Here is a 15,597-nt window from a genome sequence, read left to right on the forward strand (position 1 = left end):
AGATACCTCTCTGGTTTCGTGAAACAAATAATCGTCGCCGACAGCGATTGCAAGCAAGTCCGACAATCGCCGTGATTGGCGCAAGCCCGCACAAATGTTACCCAACACGCCGCTTGACGCTGTTCATGCCCTCGCGCATGGTCCCGCCAACATTTGTCCTGCCACGGAGCGCCTTTGTGAGCGAAATCCTCCTTCCTGCATTAGCAGCGATTGCTTTTCCTGATATTGATCCTGTCATATTTTCCATCGGCCCGCTTTCCGTGCACTGGTATGGACTTGGATACGTCGTCGGCATTCTCTTTGCCTGGTGGTATGCGAAGAAACTCATCTCCAAGCCACGCCTGTGGGCAAACAACACACCGCCGATGAAGCCGACCGATCTCGACGATTTTGTCCTTTGGGCCGCCCTCGGTGTCGTCCTTGGCGGGCGCACCGGCTACATTCTTTTCTACGATCTGCCGAAATATCTGTCCCATCCGCTGGATATCTTCAAAGTTTGGGAAGGCGGCATGTCGTTTCACGGCGGCCTGCTGGGTGTTATCCTTGCGATGATCCTGTTTGCCCGTTCGCGCAGGATCAACGTGTACAGCATGTTCGATACGATCGCGGCTGGCGTGCCTGTCGGGCTTGGACTTGTGCGCGTTGCCAATTTCATCAACAGCGAACTCTGGGGACGTCCGACCGATGTGCCGTGGGGCATGGTCTTTCCGACGGGCGGACCCTTCGTCCGCCACCCGAGCCAGCTCTATGAGGCAGGGCTTGAAGGCATCGTCCTCTTCACGGTACTCGCCGTGCTCATCTTTTACGGACGCAAGCTGAAATGCCCGCGTTTCATCAGTGGAACTTTCATTGGCCTCTATGGCCTGTCGCGCATCTTCGTCGAGTTCTTCCGCGAGCCCGACGCGCAGCTCGGTTATCTGTACGGCGGCTGGCTTACAATGGGCATGGTGCTTTCGATACCGATGATTCTGGTTGGACTTGCCTTTATAGTGTCTGCACGAAATCCCGAGGTCGCAACAGGGCGATGAACCTGAAAGAGCGGATCATCAGGCAGATCGAAGCGAGCGGCCCGATCAGCGTCGCCGACTACATGGCGATGTGCCTGTTTGATCGCGATGCGGGCTACTACACGACGCGCGAACCCTTCGGCAAGGATGGCGATTTCATCACCGCGCCGGAAATCAGCCAGATGTTCGGCGAGCTCATCGGCGTCTGGTGCGTCAATGCCTGGCGCGCGCTCGGCGCTCCTGCCTCCTTTGTTCTTTGCGAAATGGGTCCGGGGCGCGGCACGCTGATGCAGGACCTCCTGCGTGCCGCGGGCAAGCTCTCGCCGCAGTTCGCCGCTGCCGCCAAAATCCACATGGTCGAGATCAGCGATCGCCTGCGGTCGGTGCAACAGGAAAAGCTGGCGGAGTATGCCGAACGCATCACCTGGACGAGGACCCTCGGCGAAGTCGCCGATGGCCCCCTCATCCTCATTGCAAATGAGCTTTTCGATGCCATTCCGTCGCGCCAATACGTCAAGACCAACGGTCGTTTCGTTGAGCGCATGATAGTGGCCGACCCTGCAGGCCGGCTGTTCTTTGCTGCGGGTTCCGGTTCGATCGAGGCTGCCCAGTTGCCGGCCGGAAGCGATGTTGCACCCGAAGGCAGTATATTCGAGATCGCTCCGGCGCGAAGCGCGTTGACGCAGGAGATAGCCATGCGTATGCGCAATCAGCGCGGCGCCGCGCTGCTGTTCGACTACGGCCACCTGCAACCCGGGTTTGGCGATACGCTGCAGGCGCTCAGCCGCCATGAATCGGTTGACGTGCTGCACATACCCGGCGCAGCCGATCTTACCACCCACGTCGATTTCCACAGTCTGGCGCAGGCCGCCCGTCATGAGGGCTGCAAGACGAATGCCATGACCCAGGGCGATTTTCTCGTCGCCATGGGCATCCTCGACCGGGCCGGCGCGCTTGGCCGTGACAAACCGCCGGAATTTCAGGAACGGATACGCGCCGATGTCCAGCGCCTCGCGGGGCCAGACCAGATGGGCACACTGTTCAAGGTGCTGTGCATCGCGGACGTGGCAACGCACACCTTTCCGTTCGAACGCAGCGAAGCCGGAACCCAGGGCAATTGACTTCGCGCGCTCGCTCAACCACCATCCCGGGCCTTGAAAGGCATACAGCATGATCAACTCCGAAAAACCGGCACCGTTGCGCTCAGCCCTGCTCGGATCCCCCGAAGAAGACCGAATCGCCCATGGATTTTTCACCCGCAAGGGCGGGGTGTCGGACGGGATCTATCGCGGCCTCAATGTCGGGAGCGGCTCCAAGGACAATCAGGAGCGCGTCCGCGAAAACCGCAGGCGCGTCGCCGAAACGCTCGGTGCCCCGCTGACACACCTCGTCACGGTGCATCAGGTGCACTCGCCGGACGTCATCACGGTGAACCGTTCCTTTGTCGGAACGCGCCCGAACGCCGATGCCATGGTGACGGCAACGCCGGGCATCGTCATCGGCTCGCTTTCCGCCGATTGCGGTCCGATACTTTTTGCCGACAAGGACAAGAAGGTGGTCGGCGCCGCCCACGCCGGCTGGCGCGGGGCGCTTGGCGGCGTCCTCGAAAACACCATCGAGGCGATGATCGCGCTCGGTGCAAAACGCGATCGCATTCAGGCTGTCCTCGGCCCAACGATCGGCCCCGACAATTATGAGGTCGGCAGCGAATTTTATGACCAGTTCGTCGAGCGGGACGCTTCCTACAAGGATTTTTTCCGTCCGTCGCACAACAATGGCCACAAGATGTTCGACCTTTGGGGTTTCATCGTCGGCCGGCTCGAAAAGGCCGGCGTGAATGCGTCGGCGCTTCGCCAATGCACCTATGCCGACGAGGATCAGTTCTTCTCCTATCGCCGGACGACGCATCGCAAGGAACCAGACTACGGTCGGCAAATCTCGGCGATCACCATTACGGAGTAACAGTATGGCCCTTCATTTCGAACCGGAAGAATTTGCTGCGCGCCGCGATCGCCTGATGATCGTGATGGCCGAGCAGAAGCTCGATGCGGTCCTGCTGTTTGCGCAGGAGAGCATGTACTGGCTGACCGGCTACGATACATTCGGCTTCTGCTTTTTCCAGTGCCTTGTGATGAAGGCCGACGGCAGTCACGTGCTTATGACCCGGTCCGCTGATCTGCGGCAAGCGCGCCAGACCTCGAACATCGAAAACGTCGTGGTCTGGGCGGATCGCGAGAATGCCAATCCCGCGGCAGACTTGCGCGAAATATTGAATGATCTCGATCTTCTCGGCCGCCGCATCGGCATCGAATACCAGACCCACGGGCTGACGGCCGCTGACGGCCGACGACTCGACGAGCAGTTGACGGCTTTCGGGCAACTGGTCGACATTTCCGGCATCGTCGACAAACTCCGCGCACTGAAAAGCCCAGCGGAAATCGTCTATGCCCGCAAGGCGGCCGAACTCAGCGACGACGCCCTCGATGCGGCGTTGAAACTGATCAAGGCAGGCGCGGATGAAGGCGCCATTCTTGCGGCCATGCAATCGACGATCTTTGCGGGCGGCGGCGACTATCCGGCCAATGAATTCATTATCGGTTCGGGCGACGATGCGCTTCTGTGCCGCTACAAGTCCGGCCGCCGCAAACTGACCAAGAACGACCAGCTGACGCTTGAATGGTCTGGTGTCTACCGCCACTACCACGCACCGATGATGCGGACGGTCCTTACCGGCAAGGCATCGAAACGCCATCAGGAACTCTTCGATGCGGCGCAGGAGGCCCTGCTTGCAGTCGAGGCGGCCATGACCCCCGCCTCGACCTTCGGCGACGTCTTCGAGGCCCATGCCAAGGTCATGGAAGCCCATGAATTGACCCGCCATCGCTTGAATGCTTGCGGCTATTCGGTTGGCGCGCGCTTTACCCCGTCCTGGATGGACATGCCGATGTTCTATCCGGGAAACTCCGAGCGTATCCAGCCGGACATGACGCTGTTTGGGCACATGATCATATTCGACTCCGACTCGAATACGGCGATGACGCTGGGCCGGACCTATCTTACGACCAACGGCGCGGCTGAAACCCTGTCGCGCCAACCTCTTGACTTGATCGTAAAGTAACCATGGTTGCTATTGCAAACTAGATCTTCGGTGCAAATCCGGCCTGCCGCAACCAAGCGGCGAGTCCCAACTCAGGGACTCGCCAATTAACGCCGGTCAAGGTTTATCGGTTTTGAACCGATGCCTCATATACCCACCCTTGGCCTTTCGTAAAATGTCGGCAAGTGTCTGGGTTGGCGGGACCGTCTCCGACGGTTGGGATTTTATCTTTCGCAACAGGTCCGGAGGGGCTGTCCGCTGCTGTTTTCGTCCTGATGTAATAGCTTGCATGGCTAGGCAGCTCGATTATCGCTGACCCGGTTGGAACTATCGCCGGCTATCGTGTTGGCGGATCCGCTGATCGCGATCCGACGCGGCTTCATTTCCTCGGGGATCTCCTTTTTGAGATCGATGATCAACAGACCATTGTCGACACGCGCATCGGTAACGCTCACATGGTCCGCAAGCTCGAAGCGGTGGGCGAATGGCCTTAGCGCCAAACCGTGGTGAAGATACTGCAGCTCTTCATCAGTGGACTTGTCACCCTTGACCACTAGCAAATTTGGCTCATGGGTGATGGCGAGGTCATCTTGTCCGAAGCCGGCCACGGCAATCACGATGCGATATTTGTCCTCCCCAAGCTTGACGATGTCATAGGGGGGCCATCTGTCCGAGCCTTGCGGTTGGGTGGAGTTTTCGAGCAGATTGAAAATGCGGTCAAAGCCGACGCTCGACCGGTAGAACGGGGAAAAATCGACGTTGCTTCTCATAGCTAGGTCCTCCTTTGAGCAACATAGAAATGAGGCGCGCCAAGAAGCTTGGCGCTCCCTGACGTCGGTCCACTGACGTGCAACCGACCGCGAAAAATTTGGTAATGGCAGGAAACGCTGTCAAGATTTTCGGTGCAAAAAAATTGCTAATCGTCCGAGCGATAAAGCTTCCTGGTTGCTTCTTTTGAGGCCTGTTTTTCTCGTTCCGTCAGGCGCCGGCGCTTCATCATGCCAAAGGCAAGGATTGCGCCGAGGACGATCGGGCCGCCAAACACCACCGCAAACCACAAATACTCCATTCTACCGTCCTTCAGTAGCAAGATGACGATGACCACTTTTGGGTGGGCCGATCTCGGGGATGGAGAAGAGAAGGGCGGCGATCAAAACTGGAAGTGTCGTCCACAACAGATCATAGGCGGCCATGGGTCAGCGGCCTCCAAGTTCGCTCTCGATCTTCTTGCGACTGCCGCCGTGCTTCTTGATCAGCTCAAGGGCTCGGTCCTTGCTGATGTCATGTTTCGTCATGAGGTAGTTCACCTCGTAGTCCTCGCTTGCCGATACTGTGGCACGGTCTCGATTGTCCTGCTTGGATTTGTCATCTGACATTTGGGTTTCTCCCCGGCTGTTGCTGATTATTTCTCAACCGCCGCAAAGGATTTAGGTTCCGCTCCCGGCCCGAACTGATAGAAGCTTCGTCGGGGTTGGAGCAGTCCGGCAGCTCGCAAGCGCGTGAAGCGTAAGGGTGACGACGTCTCCACGGAATTGCCTAAAAGCAATGTCCATCATACGTGGACGCGGTGAGAGATTTCAGGCCAAGTACGCCGTTGCAACACAGGCCCATCTCGCGATGAACATAATGCTTATACGGGGTTTCGCAGAACTGATGCGAGAAGCGCTGAACGGAAGAGGCTTGCAGAACGTGCAGCGAACAAACTATACCCGCATCGCGATAAAGGTGCGGGCGACGCGACAAAAAACGAAGCATAGTCAATAGCCGGGTTGACTTGATCGTAAAATAAAACTCTCTTCTGCTTCTATTTTGATAAGGTGGCTCATGACGGGGTTTGACTGAAGATGTGGTCTCGTAACTCACTGACATGCGCGGTCGCATTGCTTGCAACACTCGCGCTCGCCGCCTGCAACAGTTCGGAATCGCCGATGGGCGTCAGCAAGGCCGACCTGCCCGCGGCACAGGGCGGCGCGACCACACCGGCAACGCCTGGTACAGCCCAAACGACCGCCACAGCGGCGCAGACGACTGCCGGTGCCCCCCTCCCCGCAACTGCCGGGGCCGCACCGACCACCACCGCCAATGCGCCAGGCGCCGCGCGCACCGCCAAACTTCGCTTTGCCCCTATCGTCGGCGCGCCAATCGCTGCCGCAACGCCGCTGTCGCAGCGCCTTTCGGCTCTTGCCAAGGAAAAGGGTATTGTCCTCGGCACCGCCGCCGATACCGACAACACGCACATCATGAAGGGTTATTTCTCGGCCCTGCCCGACGGCAACCAGACGACGATCATCTATGTATGGGACGTACTCGATCCGGCCGGAACCCGGCTGCACCGTATCCAGGGCCAGGAAAAAGTGCCGGGTGGCGGCGCCGATCCCTGGAGCACGGTACCAGCTAAGACCATGGAAGGCATCGCCGACAAGGCGATACAGGGTTATCTCGCCTGGGTTTCCGGCGCCAAGACGTGACATATTTACGCGTTTTGCCGGATAATGCCGCGGAATAGAGTTGGATTTCTTGCTGCATGCTTGCATTGTGCGGGAAGCACAGTAAAAGGCCCGCCATATCCTTTAATTGGCTGACGCTCTGAAAAGACGTGGGGAAAAATCGGCATGAAACTGTTCGCGGGCAATTCCAATCGTGTTCTCGCTGAATCTGTCGCCAAATATCTGAATATTCCGCTTGGAAAAGCCAGCGTTCGCCGCTTTGCCGACCAGGAGATATTTGTCGAGATCCAGGAGAATGTCCGCGGCGAAGATGTCTTCGTCATGCAGTCCACCTCGTTTCCCGCCAACGACCACCTGATGGAACTGCTCATCATGATCGATGCGTTCCGCCGTTCCTCGGCCAAGCGCATCACCGCGGTGCTTCCCTATTTTGGTTACGCCCGCCAGGACCGCAAGCCGGGTCCACGCACGCCGATCTCGGCAAAGCTCGTTGCCAATCTGATCACCGAGGCCGGTGCCAATCGCGTCCTTACGCTTGATCTCCATGCCGGCCAGATCCAGGGGTTCTTCGATATCCCGACCGACAACCTCTATGCAGTGCCGGTCATTGCGCGCGATGTGCGCGCCCATTACGGCACATCGAACGTCATGGTCGTCTCCCCCGATGTCGGCGGCGTGGTGCGCGCGCGCTCGCTGGCAAAGCGTATCGATGCGCAGCTAGCAATCGTCGACAAGCGGCGTGACCGCCCGGGCGAATCCGAAGTGATGAACGTCATCGGCGATGTGCGCGGCAAGGATTGCCTGCTTTTCGACGATATCGTCGACTCCGGCGGCACGCTGTGCAATGCGGCCGAGGCCCTCCTCGCCAAGGGCGCAACGAGCGTCACCGCCTATATCACCCACGGTGTTCTTTCAGGCGGCGCAGTCGCCCGCATAGCGAGTTCGAAGCTGAAGGAACTCGTCATCACCGATTCCATTCAGCCGACGCCAGCTATCGAATCTGCGCACAACATCCGCGTCCTGTCGATTTCCGACCTGATCGGCGAGGCGGTATCGCGCACGGCCTCGGAAGAATCCGTTTCCAGCCTGTTCGACTAAGCCGAACGGGTTGATCGGACGCCGACCAACAAACTTGCACTGGCGCCGGGTTTCCGTTATAGAGCCGCCATCCGCGTAGACACCCTTGGAGGCAACGCGGAATGGGGCGGTCATTCATCCGGTCTCGGATGAGCATTGGACCGCTTCATGTTTTTTGTGCATCCACCTTGTGGTCTCGAAAAACACTCCAGATTTGAACCTCGAAAGGAAATGCCATGAGCGAAGCATACGAGCTCAAGGCCGAGGCGCGCGAACGGGTCGGTAAGGGGTCCGCCCGGGACATTCGCCGCAACGGTAAAGTGCCAGCAGTCATCTATGGTGACAAGCAGGCGCCAATCTCGATCACCCTCGACTACAAGACGCTGTATTACAAGATTCACGGCGGCGGCTTCAAGACGACGATTGCCAACATCCTTCTGGATGGCAAGTCGATCCAGGTCCTGCCCAAGGATTACCAGCTCGATCCGGTCAGCGACAAGCCGGTCCATGTCGACTTCCTGCGCGTATCGGCCAAGTCGGTCGTCAACGTCCATGTACCGATCCACTTCCTGAACGAAGAGGCTTCGCCCGGCATCAAGCGCGGCGGCGTTCTCAACATCGTTCGCCACGACATCGAGCTGCATGTTCCGGCCAATGCAATTCCGGAAGCGATCGAAATCGATCTCACCGGCACGCAGATCGGCGACTCGATCCACATTTCCGCTGTGACGCTGCCGAAGGGCGCGACACCGGTCATTCAGGATCGCGATTTCACGATCGCTACGATCGCTGGCCATGCAACCGCTGACGAAGAGACCACCGAAGCGGCGGAACCGACTGAAACTGCAGAAAAAGAAGGCGAGTAATCGTCCTTTCGACTATTGGGAGCTAGGCGCGTGCTGCTTATCGCAGGTCTTGGCAATCCGGGCTCCCAATATGCTGCAAACCGGCACAATATCGGTTTCATGGCGGCGGATGAAATACATCGCCGCCATGGTTTTTCTCCCTGGACCCGCAAGTTCCAGGCACTGATTGCCGACGGGATGATCGACGGCGAAAAGACCATCCTGATCAAGCCCCAGACATTCATGAACCTTTCAGGCCAGGCCGTCGGCGAAGCCATGCGCTTTTATAAGCTCGGCGTCGGCGATCTTATCGTCATCTATGACGAACTCGATCTGGCTGCAGGCAAGGTGCGCATCAAGATCGGCGGCGGTTCGGGCGGCCATAATGGCATCAAATCGATCGACGCCCATTGCGGCAAGGATTACAAGCGCGTCCGCCTCGGTATCAACCATCCGGGCGTCAAGGAAATGGTCTCCAACCATGTTCTCGGCAATTTCGCCAAGGCGGATCGCGAATGGCTCGATCCCCTGCTCGAGGCGATTGCCGCCAATGCGGGACTGCTGGTTCGCAAGGATGATTCCGGCTTCATGAACCGCGTCGCGCTTGCCGTCGGCGGCAACGCCAGGAGCGAGCCCGCGACGACCGAAAAGCCGGTTGCAAAAAGTACCGGACAAAGCCATATCCGGCAGGCGCGCCAGCAAAAGCCTGCCGTCACCATTCCAAAATCCGGCCCCATGGCCGACATGCTGAACAAGCTCTTCGGCAAGAAAGAATAAGGATCGCACATTATGGGTTTCAAATGCGGCATCGTTGGCTTGCCTAACGTCGGCAAATCCACGCTCTTCAATGCCCTGACCAAGACGGCGGCGGCGCAGGCCGCCAACTACCCGTTCTGTACGATCGAACCCAATACGGGCGAAGTGGCGGTTCCCGACCCGCGCCTGCAAACCATCGCCAAGATCGGCAAGTCCGCCAATATTGTCCCGACGCGTATCAGCTTCGTCGATATTGCCGGCCTCGTGCGCGGCGCATCGAAGGGTGAAGGTCTCGGCAACCAGTTCCTTGCGAATATTCGCGAAGTGGATGCAGTGGTGCACGTGCTGCGCTGCTTCGAGGACGACGACATTACCCATGTCGAAGGCCGCATCGATCCCGTCGCCGACGCGGAGACCGTCGAGACCGAACTGATGCTCGCCGATCTCGAAAGCCTCGAACGGCGCATCGTCCAGTTCCGCAAGCGTGCGAGCAGCAAGGACAAGGAAGCGCTCGCTGTGCTTCCGATCATGGAACAGGCGCTCTCACTACTCCAGGACGGCCAGCCGGTTCGCTTCATGCTGAACGGCATTGCGCCCGACGATCTCGCTATCCTTCAGGACCTCAATCTCCTGACCTCCAAGCCCGTTCTTTACGTCTGCAACGTTGCCGAAGGCGATGCCGCAACCGGCAATGAATATACCGAGGCTGTCGAGGAAATGGCGACCGGACAGGGCGCCGAGACAGTCACCATCTCAGCCGCCATCGAGGCCGAAGTCGCGCAGCTTCCCGATGAAGAAGCGCGCGAATATCTTGAGGCAATGAGCCTCGACGAGCCCGGCCTCGATCGGTTGATCCGCGCCGGCTACCGGTTGCTGCACCTCATCACCTACTTTACCGTAGGCCCGAAGGAAGCACGCGCCTGGACCGTCGAGCGCGGTTCGAAAGCGCCAAGGGCGGCTGGTGTCATCCATACGGATTTCGAGCGTGGCTTCATTCGCGCCCAGACCATCGCTTATCAAGACTATGTGGGCCTCGGCGGCGAAGCGGCCGCCAAGGAAGCTGGCAAGGCCCGCGACGAGGGCAAGGAATACATCGTCCAGGACGGCGATATCATGCTGTTCAAGTTCAACACCTGATACGGTTGTATTGAAATGGCTGAACCCACGCCCACCTACGCCTATGAGGATTTCGTCGTTGGCAGTGAATGGTCGCTCGGCTCCAAGCAGGTGACGACGGAAGAAATCATCGATTTCGCCAGGCAGTTCGATCCGCAGCCCTTTCATCTGAATGAGGCCGCGGGCAAGGCCAGCATCCTCGGCGGGTTGGCGGCCTCGGGCTGGCACACGGTCTCGATGTTCATGCGCATGCTATGCGACGCCTATCTTCTCGATTCGACCTCGCAAGGCGCACCCGGGATCGACTTCGTCAAATGGAAGCATCCGGTTCTCGCCGGCGACACGCTCACAGGACGAACGACGATCCTCGAACAACGCCTGTCGAAGTCGAAACCTTCCCTCGGGTTCGTCAAGATGCATCACGACGTCTTCAATCAGGATGGCATATTGGTATGCGAGCTCGAACATACCGCGATGTTCTCGACACGGGAGCCCGTGCAAGCATGAGCATCGAACAATACATTGGCGTGGAGCGCGACCTCGGCACCCATCGCTTCAACGCCAGCGAGATCATTGATTTTGCGTCGAAGTACGATCCGCAACGCTTTCATGTCGATCCTGAAGCGGCTAGGAAAAGCAATTTCGGCGGACTTTGTGCCTCGGGCTGGCATACGACGGCGATATGGATGCGCCTCAATGTCGAGGACATGAAGCGGATCATCGCAGAAGCCTTGCAACGAGGCGAACAGCCGCCGCAATTCGGCCCCTCACCGGGTTTTGAGAACCTGAAATGGCTGAAGCCGGTCTATGCCGACGATACGATCCGCTTTACCCGGACCTTGCACGACGTGCGCCCGCTCAAGTCTCGGCCGGGCTGGTCGATGATGCAGATGTCCTCCGCCGCCTATAACCAGAATGGCAACAAGGTTCTTTCATTCGACAGCACCGCCCTTGTTGCGCTGCCGGCTTGAAGCCTTAGGGAACGATGTCCTTCCAGGGATGAATCAGACGAAGCGTCTCTGTTTCAAACGCGAAGAAGCAACCGCCGCCCGCAATCGGCTGACCGTTTGCTCGGGTGATCGGTTCCCCCAAGAGATCGCATAGCAACAAGGTCCCCACACCTCCGTGGGAGAAGAATACATTGTCGCCCTTACCCCAGCGATTAGCGATGCATTGGTTCACCGTGTCCCTGATACGTTGCTGGGCATCAATGGATCTTTCCCATCCAAGTATGCTTTGGGTCGGGTGAGCAAAAAACTCATCGACTAGTTCCCAGAAGCGCGGCGGCGCGACATATCCAGTCGATGACCGGTCGTTCTCACGCAAATCGCAATACGATTGGAATGACTGGCCGCGCAGGGTCTGCAACGTTCGCGCACAGTCCAACGCCTTTTTCTCGTCGCTTACGAACACATCCGTGACTTTCTCCAACATGGGGCGGCGGCAGAAGGCGTCAATCCGCTCGAACCCCCTCGCCGATAGTCCCCATTCCGCAACCGACACCGACGGATCAACGACAATTTCAGGATGCGTTACAAAATAGCTCGTGCTCATATCTCTCTCATTATGAATTCTCGTTTCCGAACCGGCGGGCATTCGCGGTTCGGCAGACCAAACAAAAGCTTAAAACAATGAATCCGCTCAGTGCCCGTCGAAGGCGACCAGCGTCCGTACGTTGACGCCGAGTGCCTCGAGCTTCTTGCGGCCGCCAAGTTCCGGAAGGTCGATGATGAAGCAGGCGGCGACGATATCGGCGCCCATCTGCTGCAGAAGCTTGACCGCGGCCTCGGCTGTCCCGCCCGTCGCGATCAGATCGTCAACGAGGATGACCTTGTCGCCGGGCGCGATAGCGTCGCGGTGCATCTCCATCTCATCGAGACCATATTCGAGACTATAGGCGATCCGCACGGTATCGCGCGGCAGCTTGCCCTTCTTGCGGATCGGCACGAAGCCCGATGACAGTTGATGCGCCATGGCGCCACCAATTATGAAGCCGCGCGCCTCGATGCCTGCAACCTGATCTACCTTGCCACCGGCATAGGGGTGCACCAGTTCATCCACGGCGCGGCGAAAGGCGCGGGCATTGCCAAGGAGTGTAGTTATATCGCGAAACATGACGCCGGGCTTCGGATAGTCCGGAATGTTGCGGATGGCATCAACCAGCGTCTGCTTGAGGCTTGAATCCATCTGATCGTTCCCTTCGCGCTGTCAGCGGGCAGACAATCTATGCAGCCCCGCCCTCAAAAGAAAAGGGCGCAAAGCGCCCTTCCCTCAAATTGATTCTACCGATCCGGTCAATGCTCGACGTCGGACCAGATCCGGCGCTTCGCCACATAGATGAGGCCTGCGAAGAGAACCAGGAACAGCATGACGCGGAAGCCGGTCTTCTTGCGGGCCTCGAGGTGCGGCTCGGCCGCCCACATCAGGAACGCGGCAACGTCCTGCGAATACTGCGTAAGTGTCTGCGGCGATCCATCGTCATAGGTGACCTGGCCGTCCTGCAAAGGCTGCGCCATCTTCAACGACTTGGCGGCGATGAAGAACGGGTTATAGTGCGTGCCTTCAGGGATCTGCATGCCTTCCGGCGGCGTTTCGTTAAAGCCGGTCAGAAGCGCGTGGATGTAGTCCGGACCGCCTTCCTGGTACTGCGTGAAGATATCGATCAGGAACCGCGGGAAGCCGCGCTCTACCGCACGCGCCTTGGCGATCAGCGAAAAGTCCGGCGGCACCGCGCCGCCATTGGCTGCTGCCGCCGCTTCCGGATTGGCGTAAGGCGACGGGAAATGATCGGCAGGAATAGCCTTGCGGGTTGTAGGCTCGCCATCGGCGTTGGGTTCGCCCGGCACTTCGTATTCGGCCGCAAATGCCTTGATCTGAGCATCGCTATAGCCGAGTTCCGCCAGCGAACGGAATGCCACGAGGTTCATCGAATGGCAGGCCGAGCAGACCTCTTTGTAGATCTTGAGGCCGCGCTGCAACTGCTGCTTGTCATAGCGTCCGAACGGACCCGCAAAGGTCCAGTTCATCTCTTCCGGCTTCTTGATCGGGAAGTGCGTCGGTTCGGCGGCGTTATGCGCTTCTTCGGCGGTCGCAACCGTTCCGAATGCCAGCATAGTTCCGAGACCGGCAGCTGCAAGACCGAGGAGGATTTTTTTCATGGGAAAGTTCCTTGAGCCCTTCACGATTCTCAGCCTTTGGTTTCCGGAGCCGCGGTGACGCCTACCGGCCGGCCACCACCTTTGGTTTTCGCAAGCACCGCCTCGGTGATCGAATTCGGGAGTCGGCGCGGGGTTTCAACGAGTCCAAGCAATGGCATGAGGACGATGAAGAAGCCGAAATAATAGGCCGTTCCGAGCTGCGAGAAGACCACGTAGAGACCTTCGGCAGGACGCGATCCGAGCCAGCCGAGCATGATGGCGTTGGCAACGAAGATCCAGAAGAACAGCTTGTACCAAGGCCGGTAGACGGCCGAGCGGACCTTCGACGTATCGAGCCAGGGGACGAGGAAGAGGATCGCGATCGAGCCGAACATCGTCAAGACGCCGCCGAGCTTCGAGTTGATCGGGCCGATGTTGAAGGTGATGGCACGAAGCATCGCATAGAAGGGCAGGAAGTACCATTCGGGGACGATGTGAGCCGGGGTCTTCAGCGAGTCGGCCTGGATATAGTTATCCGGATGGCCCATGAAGTTCGGCAGGTAGAAGACAAAATAGGCGAAGAGGATCAGGAACAGCACCAGACCGAACGCGTCCTTGACGGTGGCGTAAGGCGTGAAGGCGACCGTATCCGTCTTCGACTTCACTTCGATGCCGGTCGGGTTGGTCTGGCCGGTCACATGCAGCGCCCAGACGTGCAGGACGACGACGCCGGCAATCATGAACGGGAGCAGGTAGTGCAGCGAGAAGAAGCGATTGAGCGTCGGGTTGTCGACGGCAAATCCACCGAGCAGTAATTGCTGGATCGGATCGCCGATGATCGGGAACGCGGTGAAGAAGCCGGTGATGACCGTCGCACCCCAGAAGGACATCTGGCCCCACGGAAGCACGTAACCCATGAAGGCCGTCGCCATCATCAGGAGGAGGATGATTACACCGAGAATCCAAAGGAGTTCGCGCGGCGCCTTGTACGAGCCGTAATAAAGGCCGCGGAAAATGTGGATGTAGACGGCGAGGAAGAACATCGAGGCGCCGTTGGAATGCAGGTAGCGCAGGAGCCAGCCTGAATTCACGTCACGCATGATCTTTTCGACGGAATTGAAGGCAATGCCGGTGCTGGCGGCATAATGCATGGCAAGCACTACGCCGGTCAGGATCTGCGACACCAGCATGATCGCCAGGATGCCGCCGAAGGCGTAGGCATAATTCAGATTGCGCGGAACCGGATAGGCTACGAATGAATCGTATAGCAGACGCGGCAACGGCAGTCGCGCATCAAACCATTTTTCGATTCCGCTGTTCGGCGTGTAGGATGAATGTCCACCGCTCATGTCGTGTCTCCCCGTGGAACCTTAGCCGATCTTGACGACGGTGTCGGAAATGAAAGAAAGTGGCGGGATCGCCAGGTTTTCCGGCGCCGGTCCCTTGCGGATGCGTCCGGCCGTATCGTAGTGCGAGCCGTGGCAGGGGCAGAACCAGCCGCCGAAATCACCCTGTTGGCCGAGCGGAATGCAGCCGAGGTGGGTGCACACGCCAACCATCACCAGCCAGTTTTCCTTTTCCTTCGAAGCTGTACGATCGGCATCGGTGGCCTGGGCATCGCTCGGAAGGTTGGCATTGCGCGCAATCGGGTCCTTGAGATCGCCGAGCGCGACAGCCTTGGCTTCCTCAACTTCCTTGGGCGTACGGTTGCGGATGAAGATCGGCTTGCCGCGCCACTTGACCGTGAGGGACATACCCGGCTGAACAGCCGAAACATCAACTTCAATGGACGAGACTGCCAGCGTGGATGCGTCCGGTCTCATCTGGTCGATGAAGGGCCAGGCAAAAGCCCCTGCGCCGACCACACCGGCCATACCTGTCGCAATATAGAGGAAGTCACGCCGTGTCGGCTCGGTCGTATCGTGTGCGCTCACGGGGCCTGTTCCTTTCCGAATAACAACGCAGCGGGAGAGTCCACGAAGTCAGCATAATAGAAGACAGGCCCAAGAAGATGAGCCCCGCGGAATCCCCAACATATCGCGTGGTTTCTAAGCATGTCGCATGAGCTTGTCCAGCCTGACAGCGGCATAAGGGCAGGATGTCGCAGGGATAAAC

Annotated in this window: 19 protein-coding genes; 11 read left to right on the forward strand and 8 right to left on the reverse strand. The window is 58.6% G+C overall.

The genetic code is table 11. The features are described from left to right. Nucleotides 1-176: 176 nt before the first annotated feature. Genes lgt through BM074_RS17920 form a run of 4 tightly spaced genes read left to right on the forward strand, consistent with a single transcriptional unit; the run spans nt 177 to nt 4,125 of the window. Nucleotides 177-1,028, forward strand: coding sequence for a prolipoprotein diacylglyceryl transferase (lgt, locus tag BM074_RS17905; protein WP_091924033.1), 852 nt, complete (start codon nt 177-179; stop codon nt 1,026-1,028). Beyond that, nucleotides 1,025-2,128, forward strand: coding sequence for a class I SAM-dependent methyltransferase (locus BM074_RS17910; RefSeq protein ID WP_091923826.1), 1,104 nt, complete (start codon nt 1,025-1,027; stop codon nt 2,126-2,128). The genes lgt and BM074_RS17910 overlap by 4 nt, the downstream gene beginning before the upstream one ends. A gap of 49 nt (nt 2,129-2,177) precedes the next feature. Then, entirely contained in the window at nt 2,178-2,969 is a 792-nt protein-coding gene (pgeF, locus tag BM074_RS17915) for a peptidoglycan editing factor PgeF (RefSeq protein WP_091923827.1), read from the forward strand. 4 nt (nt 2,970-2,973) lie between these two features. Next, the gene (locus BM074_RS17920; RefSeq protein ID WP_091923829.1) at nt 2,974-4,125 is read left to right on the forward strand and encodes a M24 family metallopeptidase; all 1,152 of its coding nucleotides are present in this window, start codon (nt 2,974-2,976) and stop codon (nt 4,123-4,125) included. A 272-nt stretch (nt 4,126-4,397) separates the two neighbouring features. Here the strand turns inward: BM074_RS17920 and BM074_RS17925 are convergent, their stop codons facing one another. The 3 genes from BM074_RS17925 to BM074_RS17930 form a co-directional block, all read right to left on the reverse strand. Further along, nucleotides 4,398-4,874 carry an Hsp20 family protein gene (locus BM074_RS17925; RefSeq protein WP_091923831.1) on the reverse strand — a complete coding sequence of 159 codons (477 nt, stop codon included), beginning with the start codon at nt 4,872-4,874 and terminating at the stop codon, nt 4,398-4,400. 146 nt (nt 4,875-5,020) lie between these two features. Then, on the reverse strand, nt 5,021-5,173 hold the full coding sequence (locus BM074_RS23105; protein ID WP_175492249.1) for a hypothetical protein: 153 nt from the start codon (nt 5,171-5,173) through the stop codon (nt 5,021-5,023). Between the two features lie 127 nt (nt 5,174-5,300). Then, nucleotides 5,301-5,480 (reverse strand): DUF3606 domain-containing protein, encoded by a 180-nt coding sequence (locus BM074_RS17930; RefSeq protein ID WP_027232003.1) that lies wholly within the window; start codon nt 5,478-5,480, stop codon nt 5,301-5,303. 552 nt (nt 5,481-6,032) lie between these two features. On the opposite strand from BM074_RS17930, the gene BM074_RS17940 reads away from it, so the two are divergent. From BM074_RS17940 to BM074_RS17970, 7 genes are all read left to right on the forward strand, one after another. Then, entirely contained in the window at nt 6,033-6,572 is a 540-nt protein-coding gene (locus tag BM074_RS17940) for a hypothetical protein (RefSeq protein ID WP_228017890.1), read from the forward strand. 144 nt (nt 6,573-6,716) lie between these two features. Beyond that, nucleotides 6,717-7,649, forward strand: a complete 933-nt coding sequence (locus BM074_RS17945) for a ribose-phosphate pyrophosphokinase (protein ID WP_027233431.1) — start codon at nt 6,717-6,719, stop codon at nt 7,647-7,649. Between the two features lie 215 nt (nt 7,650-7,864). Next, a complete protein-coding gene (locus BM074_RS17950; protein WP_091923833.1) occupies nt 7,865-8,494 on the forward strand; it encodes a 50S ribosomal protein L25/general stress protein Ctc in 630 nt (209 codons plus the stop codon). A 30-nt stretch (nt 8,495-8,524) separates the two neighbouring features. Further along, nucleotides 8,525-9,250, forward strand: coding sequence for an aminoacyl-tRNA hydrolase (pth, locus tag BM074_RS17955; protein ID WP_091923834.1), 726 nt, complete (start codon nt 8,525-8,527; stop codon nt 9,248-9,250). A gap of 12 nt (nt 9,251-9,262) precedes the next feature. Continuing rightward, nucleotides 9,263-10,366, forward strand: coding sequence for a redox-regulated ATPase YchF (ychF, locus tag BM074_RS17960; RefSeq protein ID WP_027233434.1), 1,104 nt, complete (start codon nt 9,263-9,265; stop codon nt 10,364-10,366). A 15-nt stretch (nt 10,367-10,381) separates the two neighbouring features. Continuing rightward, nucleotides 10,382-10,852 carry a MaoC family dehydratase gene (locus BM074_RS17965; protein WP_091923835.1) on the forward strand — a complete coding sequence of 157 codons (471 nt, stop codon included), beginning with the start codon at nt 10,382-10,384 and terminating at the stop codon, nt 10,850-10,852. Then, complete coding sequence (locus tag BM074_RS17970; protein WP_091923836.1) at nt 10,849-11,316, forward strand: MaoC family dehydratase; 468 nt, start codon at nt 10,849-10,851, stop codon at nt 11,314-11,316. The genes BM074_RS17965 and BM074_RS17970 overlap by 4 nt, the downstream gene beginning before the upstream one ends. A 4-nt stretch (nt 11,317-11,320) precedes the next feature. Here BM074_RS17970 and BM074_RS17975 read toward each other — a convergent pair whose 3' ends face one another. The 5 genes from BM074_RS17975 to petA all read right to left on the reverse strand — a co-directional run bounded on the left by BM074_RS17975 (nt 11,321) and on the right by petA (nt 15,416). Then, the gene (locus BM074_RS17975) at nt 11,321-11,899 is read right to left on the reverse strand and encodes a histidine phosphatase family protein (RefSeq protein ID WP_175499062.1); all 579 of its coding nucleotides are present in this window, start codon (nt 11,897-11,899) and stop codon (nt 11,321-11,323) included. An 87-nt stretch (nt 11,900-11,986) separates the two neighbouring features. Next, on the reverse strand, nt 11,987-12,532 hold the full coding sequence (locus BM074_RS17980; RefSeq protein WP_027233437.1) for an adenine phosphoribosyltransferase: 546 nt from the start codon (nt 12,530-12,532) through the stop codon (nt 11,987-11,989). Between the two features lie 107 nt (nt 12,533-12,639). Next, entirely contained in the window at nt 12,640-13,503 is an 864-nt protein-coding gene (locus tag BM074_RS17985) for a cytochrome c1 (RefSeq protein ID WP_027233438.1), read from the reverse strand. 29 nt (nt 13,504-13,532) lie between these two features. Then, nucleotides 13,533-14,831, reverse strand: coding sequence for a cytochrome b (locus BM074_RS17990; protein ID WP_091923840.1), 1,299 nt, complete (start codon nt 14,829-14,831; stop codon nt 13,533-13,535). Nucleotides 14,832-14,852: 21 nt separating this feature from the next. Further along, a complete protein-coding gene (petA, locus tag BM074_RS17995) occupies nt 14,853-15,416 on the reverse strand; it encodes a ubiquinol-cytochrome c reductase iron-sulfur subunit (protein WP_027233440.1) in 564 nt (187 codons plus the stop codon). Between the last annotated feature and the right edge of the window lie 181 nt (nt 15,417-15,597).

Source organism: Phyllobacterium sp. CL33Tsu (assembly GCF_900113985.1).
Lineage (GTDB): Bacteria > Pseudomonadota > Alphaproteobacteria > Rhizobiales > Rhizobiaceae > Phyllobacterium > Phyllobacterium pellucidum.

Excerpts from the sequence above, each read along its gene's own strand:
- BM074_RS17910 (WP_091923826.1), top strand. The coding sequence starts at position 1,025 with ATGAACCTGAAAGAGCGGATCATCAGGCAGATCGAAGCGAGCGGCCCG.
- pgeF (WP_091923827.1), top strand. The coding sequence starts at position 2,178 with ATGATCAACTCCGAAAAACCGGCACCGTTGCGCTCAGCCCTGCTCGGA.
- BM074_RS17920 (WP_091923829.1), top strand. The coding sequence starts at position 2,974 with ATGGCCCTTCATTTCGAACCGGAAGAATTTGCTGCGCGCCGCGATCGC.
- BM074_RS17925 (WP_091923831.1), bottom strand. The coding sequence starts at position 4,874 with ATGAGAAGCAACGTCGATTTTTCCCCGTTCTACCGGTCGAGCGTCGGC.
- BM074_RS23105 (WP_175492249.1), bottom strand. The coding sequence starts at position 5,173 with ATGGAGTATTTGTGGTTTGCGGTGGTGTTTGGCGGCCCGATCGTCCTC.
- BM074_RS17930 (WP_027232003.1), bottom strand. The coding sequence starts at position 5,480 with ATGTCAGATGACAAATCCAAGCAGGACAATCGAGACCGTGCCACAGTA.
- BM074_RS17940 (WP_228017890.1), top strand. The coding sequence starts at position 6,033 with ATGGGCGTCAGCAAGGCCGACCTGCCCGCGGCACAGGGCGGCGCGACC.
- BM074_RS17945 (WP_027233431.1), top strand. The coding sequence starts at position 6,717 with ATGAAACTGTTCGCGGGCAATTCCAATCGTGTTCTCGCTGAATCTGTC.
- BM074_RS17950 (WP_091923833.1), top strand. The coding sequence starts at position 7,865 with ATGAGCGAAGCATACGAGCTCAAGGCCGAGGCGCGCGAACGGGTCGGT.
- ychF (WP_027233434.1), top strand. The coding sequence starts at position 9,263 with ATGGGTTTCAAATGCGGCATCGTTGGCTTGCCTAACGTCGGCAAATCC.
- BM074_RS17965 (WP_091923835.1), top strand. The coding sequence starts at position 10,382 with ATGGCTGAACCCACGCCCACCTACGCCTATGAGGATTTCGTCGTTGGC.
- BM074_RS17970 (WP_091923836.1), top strand. The coding sequence starts at position 10,849 with ATGAGCATCGAACAATACATTGGCGTGGAGCGCGACCTCGGCACCCAT.
- BM074_RS17975 (WP_175499062.1), bottom strand. The coding sequence starts at position 11,899 with ATGAGCACGAGCTATTTTGTAACGCATCCTGAAATTGTCGTTGATCCG.
- BM074_RS17980 (WP_027233437.1), bottom strand. The coding sequence starts at position 12,532 with ATGGATTCAAGCCTCAAGCAGACGCTGGTTGATGCCATCCGCAACATT.
- BM074_RS17985 (WP_027233438.1), bottom strand. The coding sequence starts at position 13,503 with ATGAAAAAAATCCTCCTCGGTCTTGCAGCTGCCGGTCTCGGAACTATG.
- BM074_RS17990 (WP_091923840.1), bottom strand. The coding sequence starts at position 14,831 with ATGAGCGGTGGACATTCATCCTACACGCCGAACAGCGGAATCGAAAAA.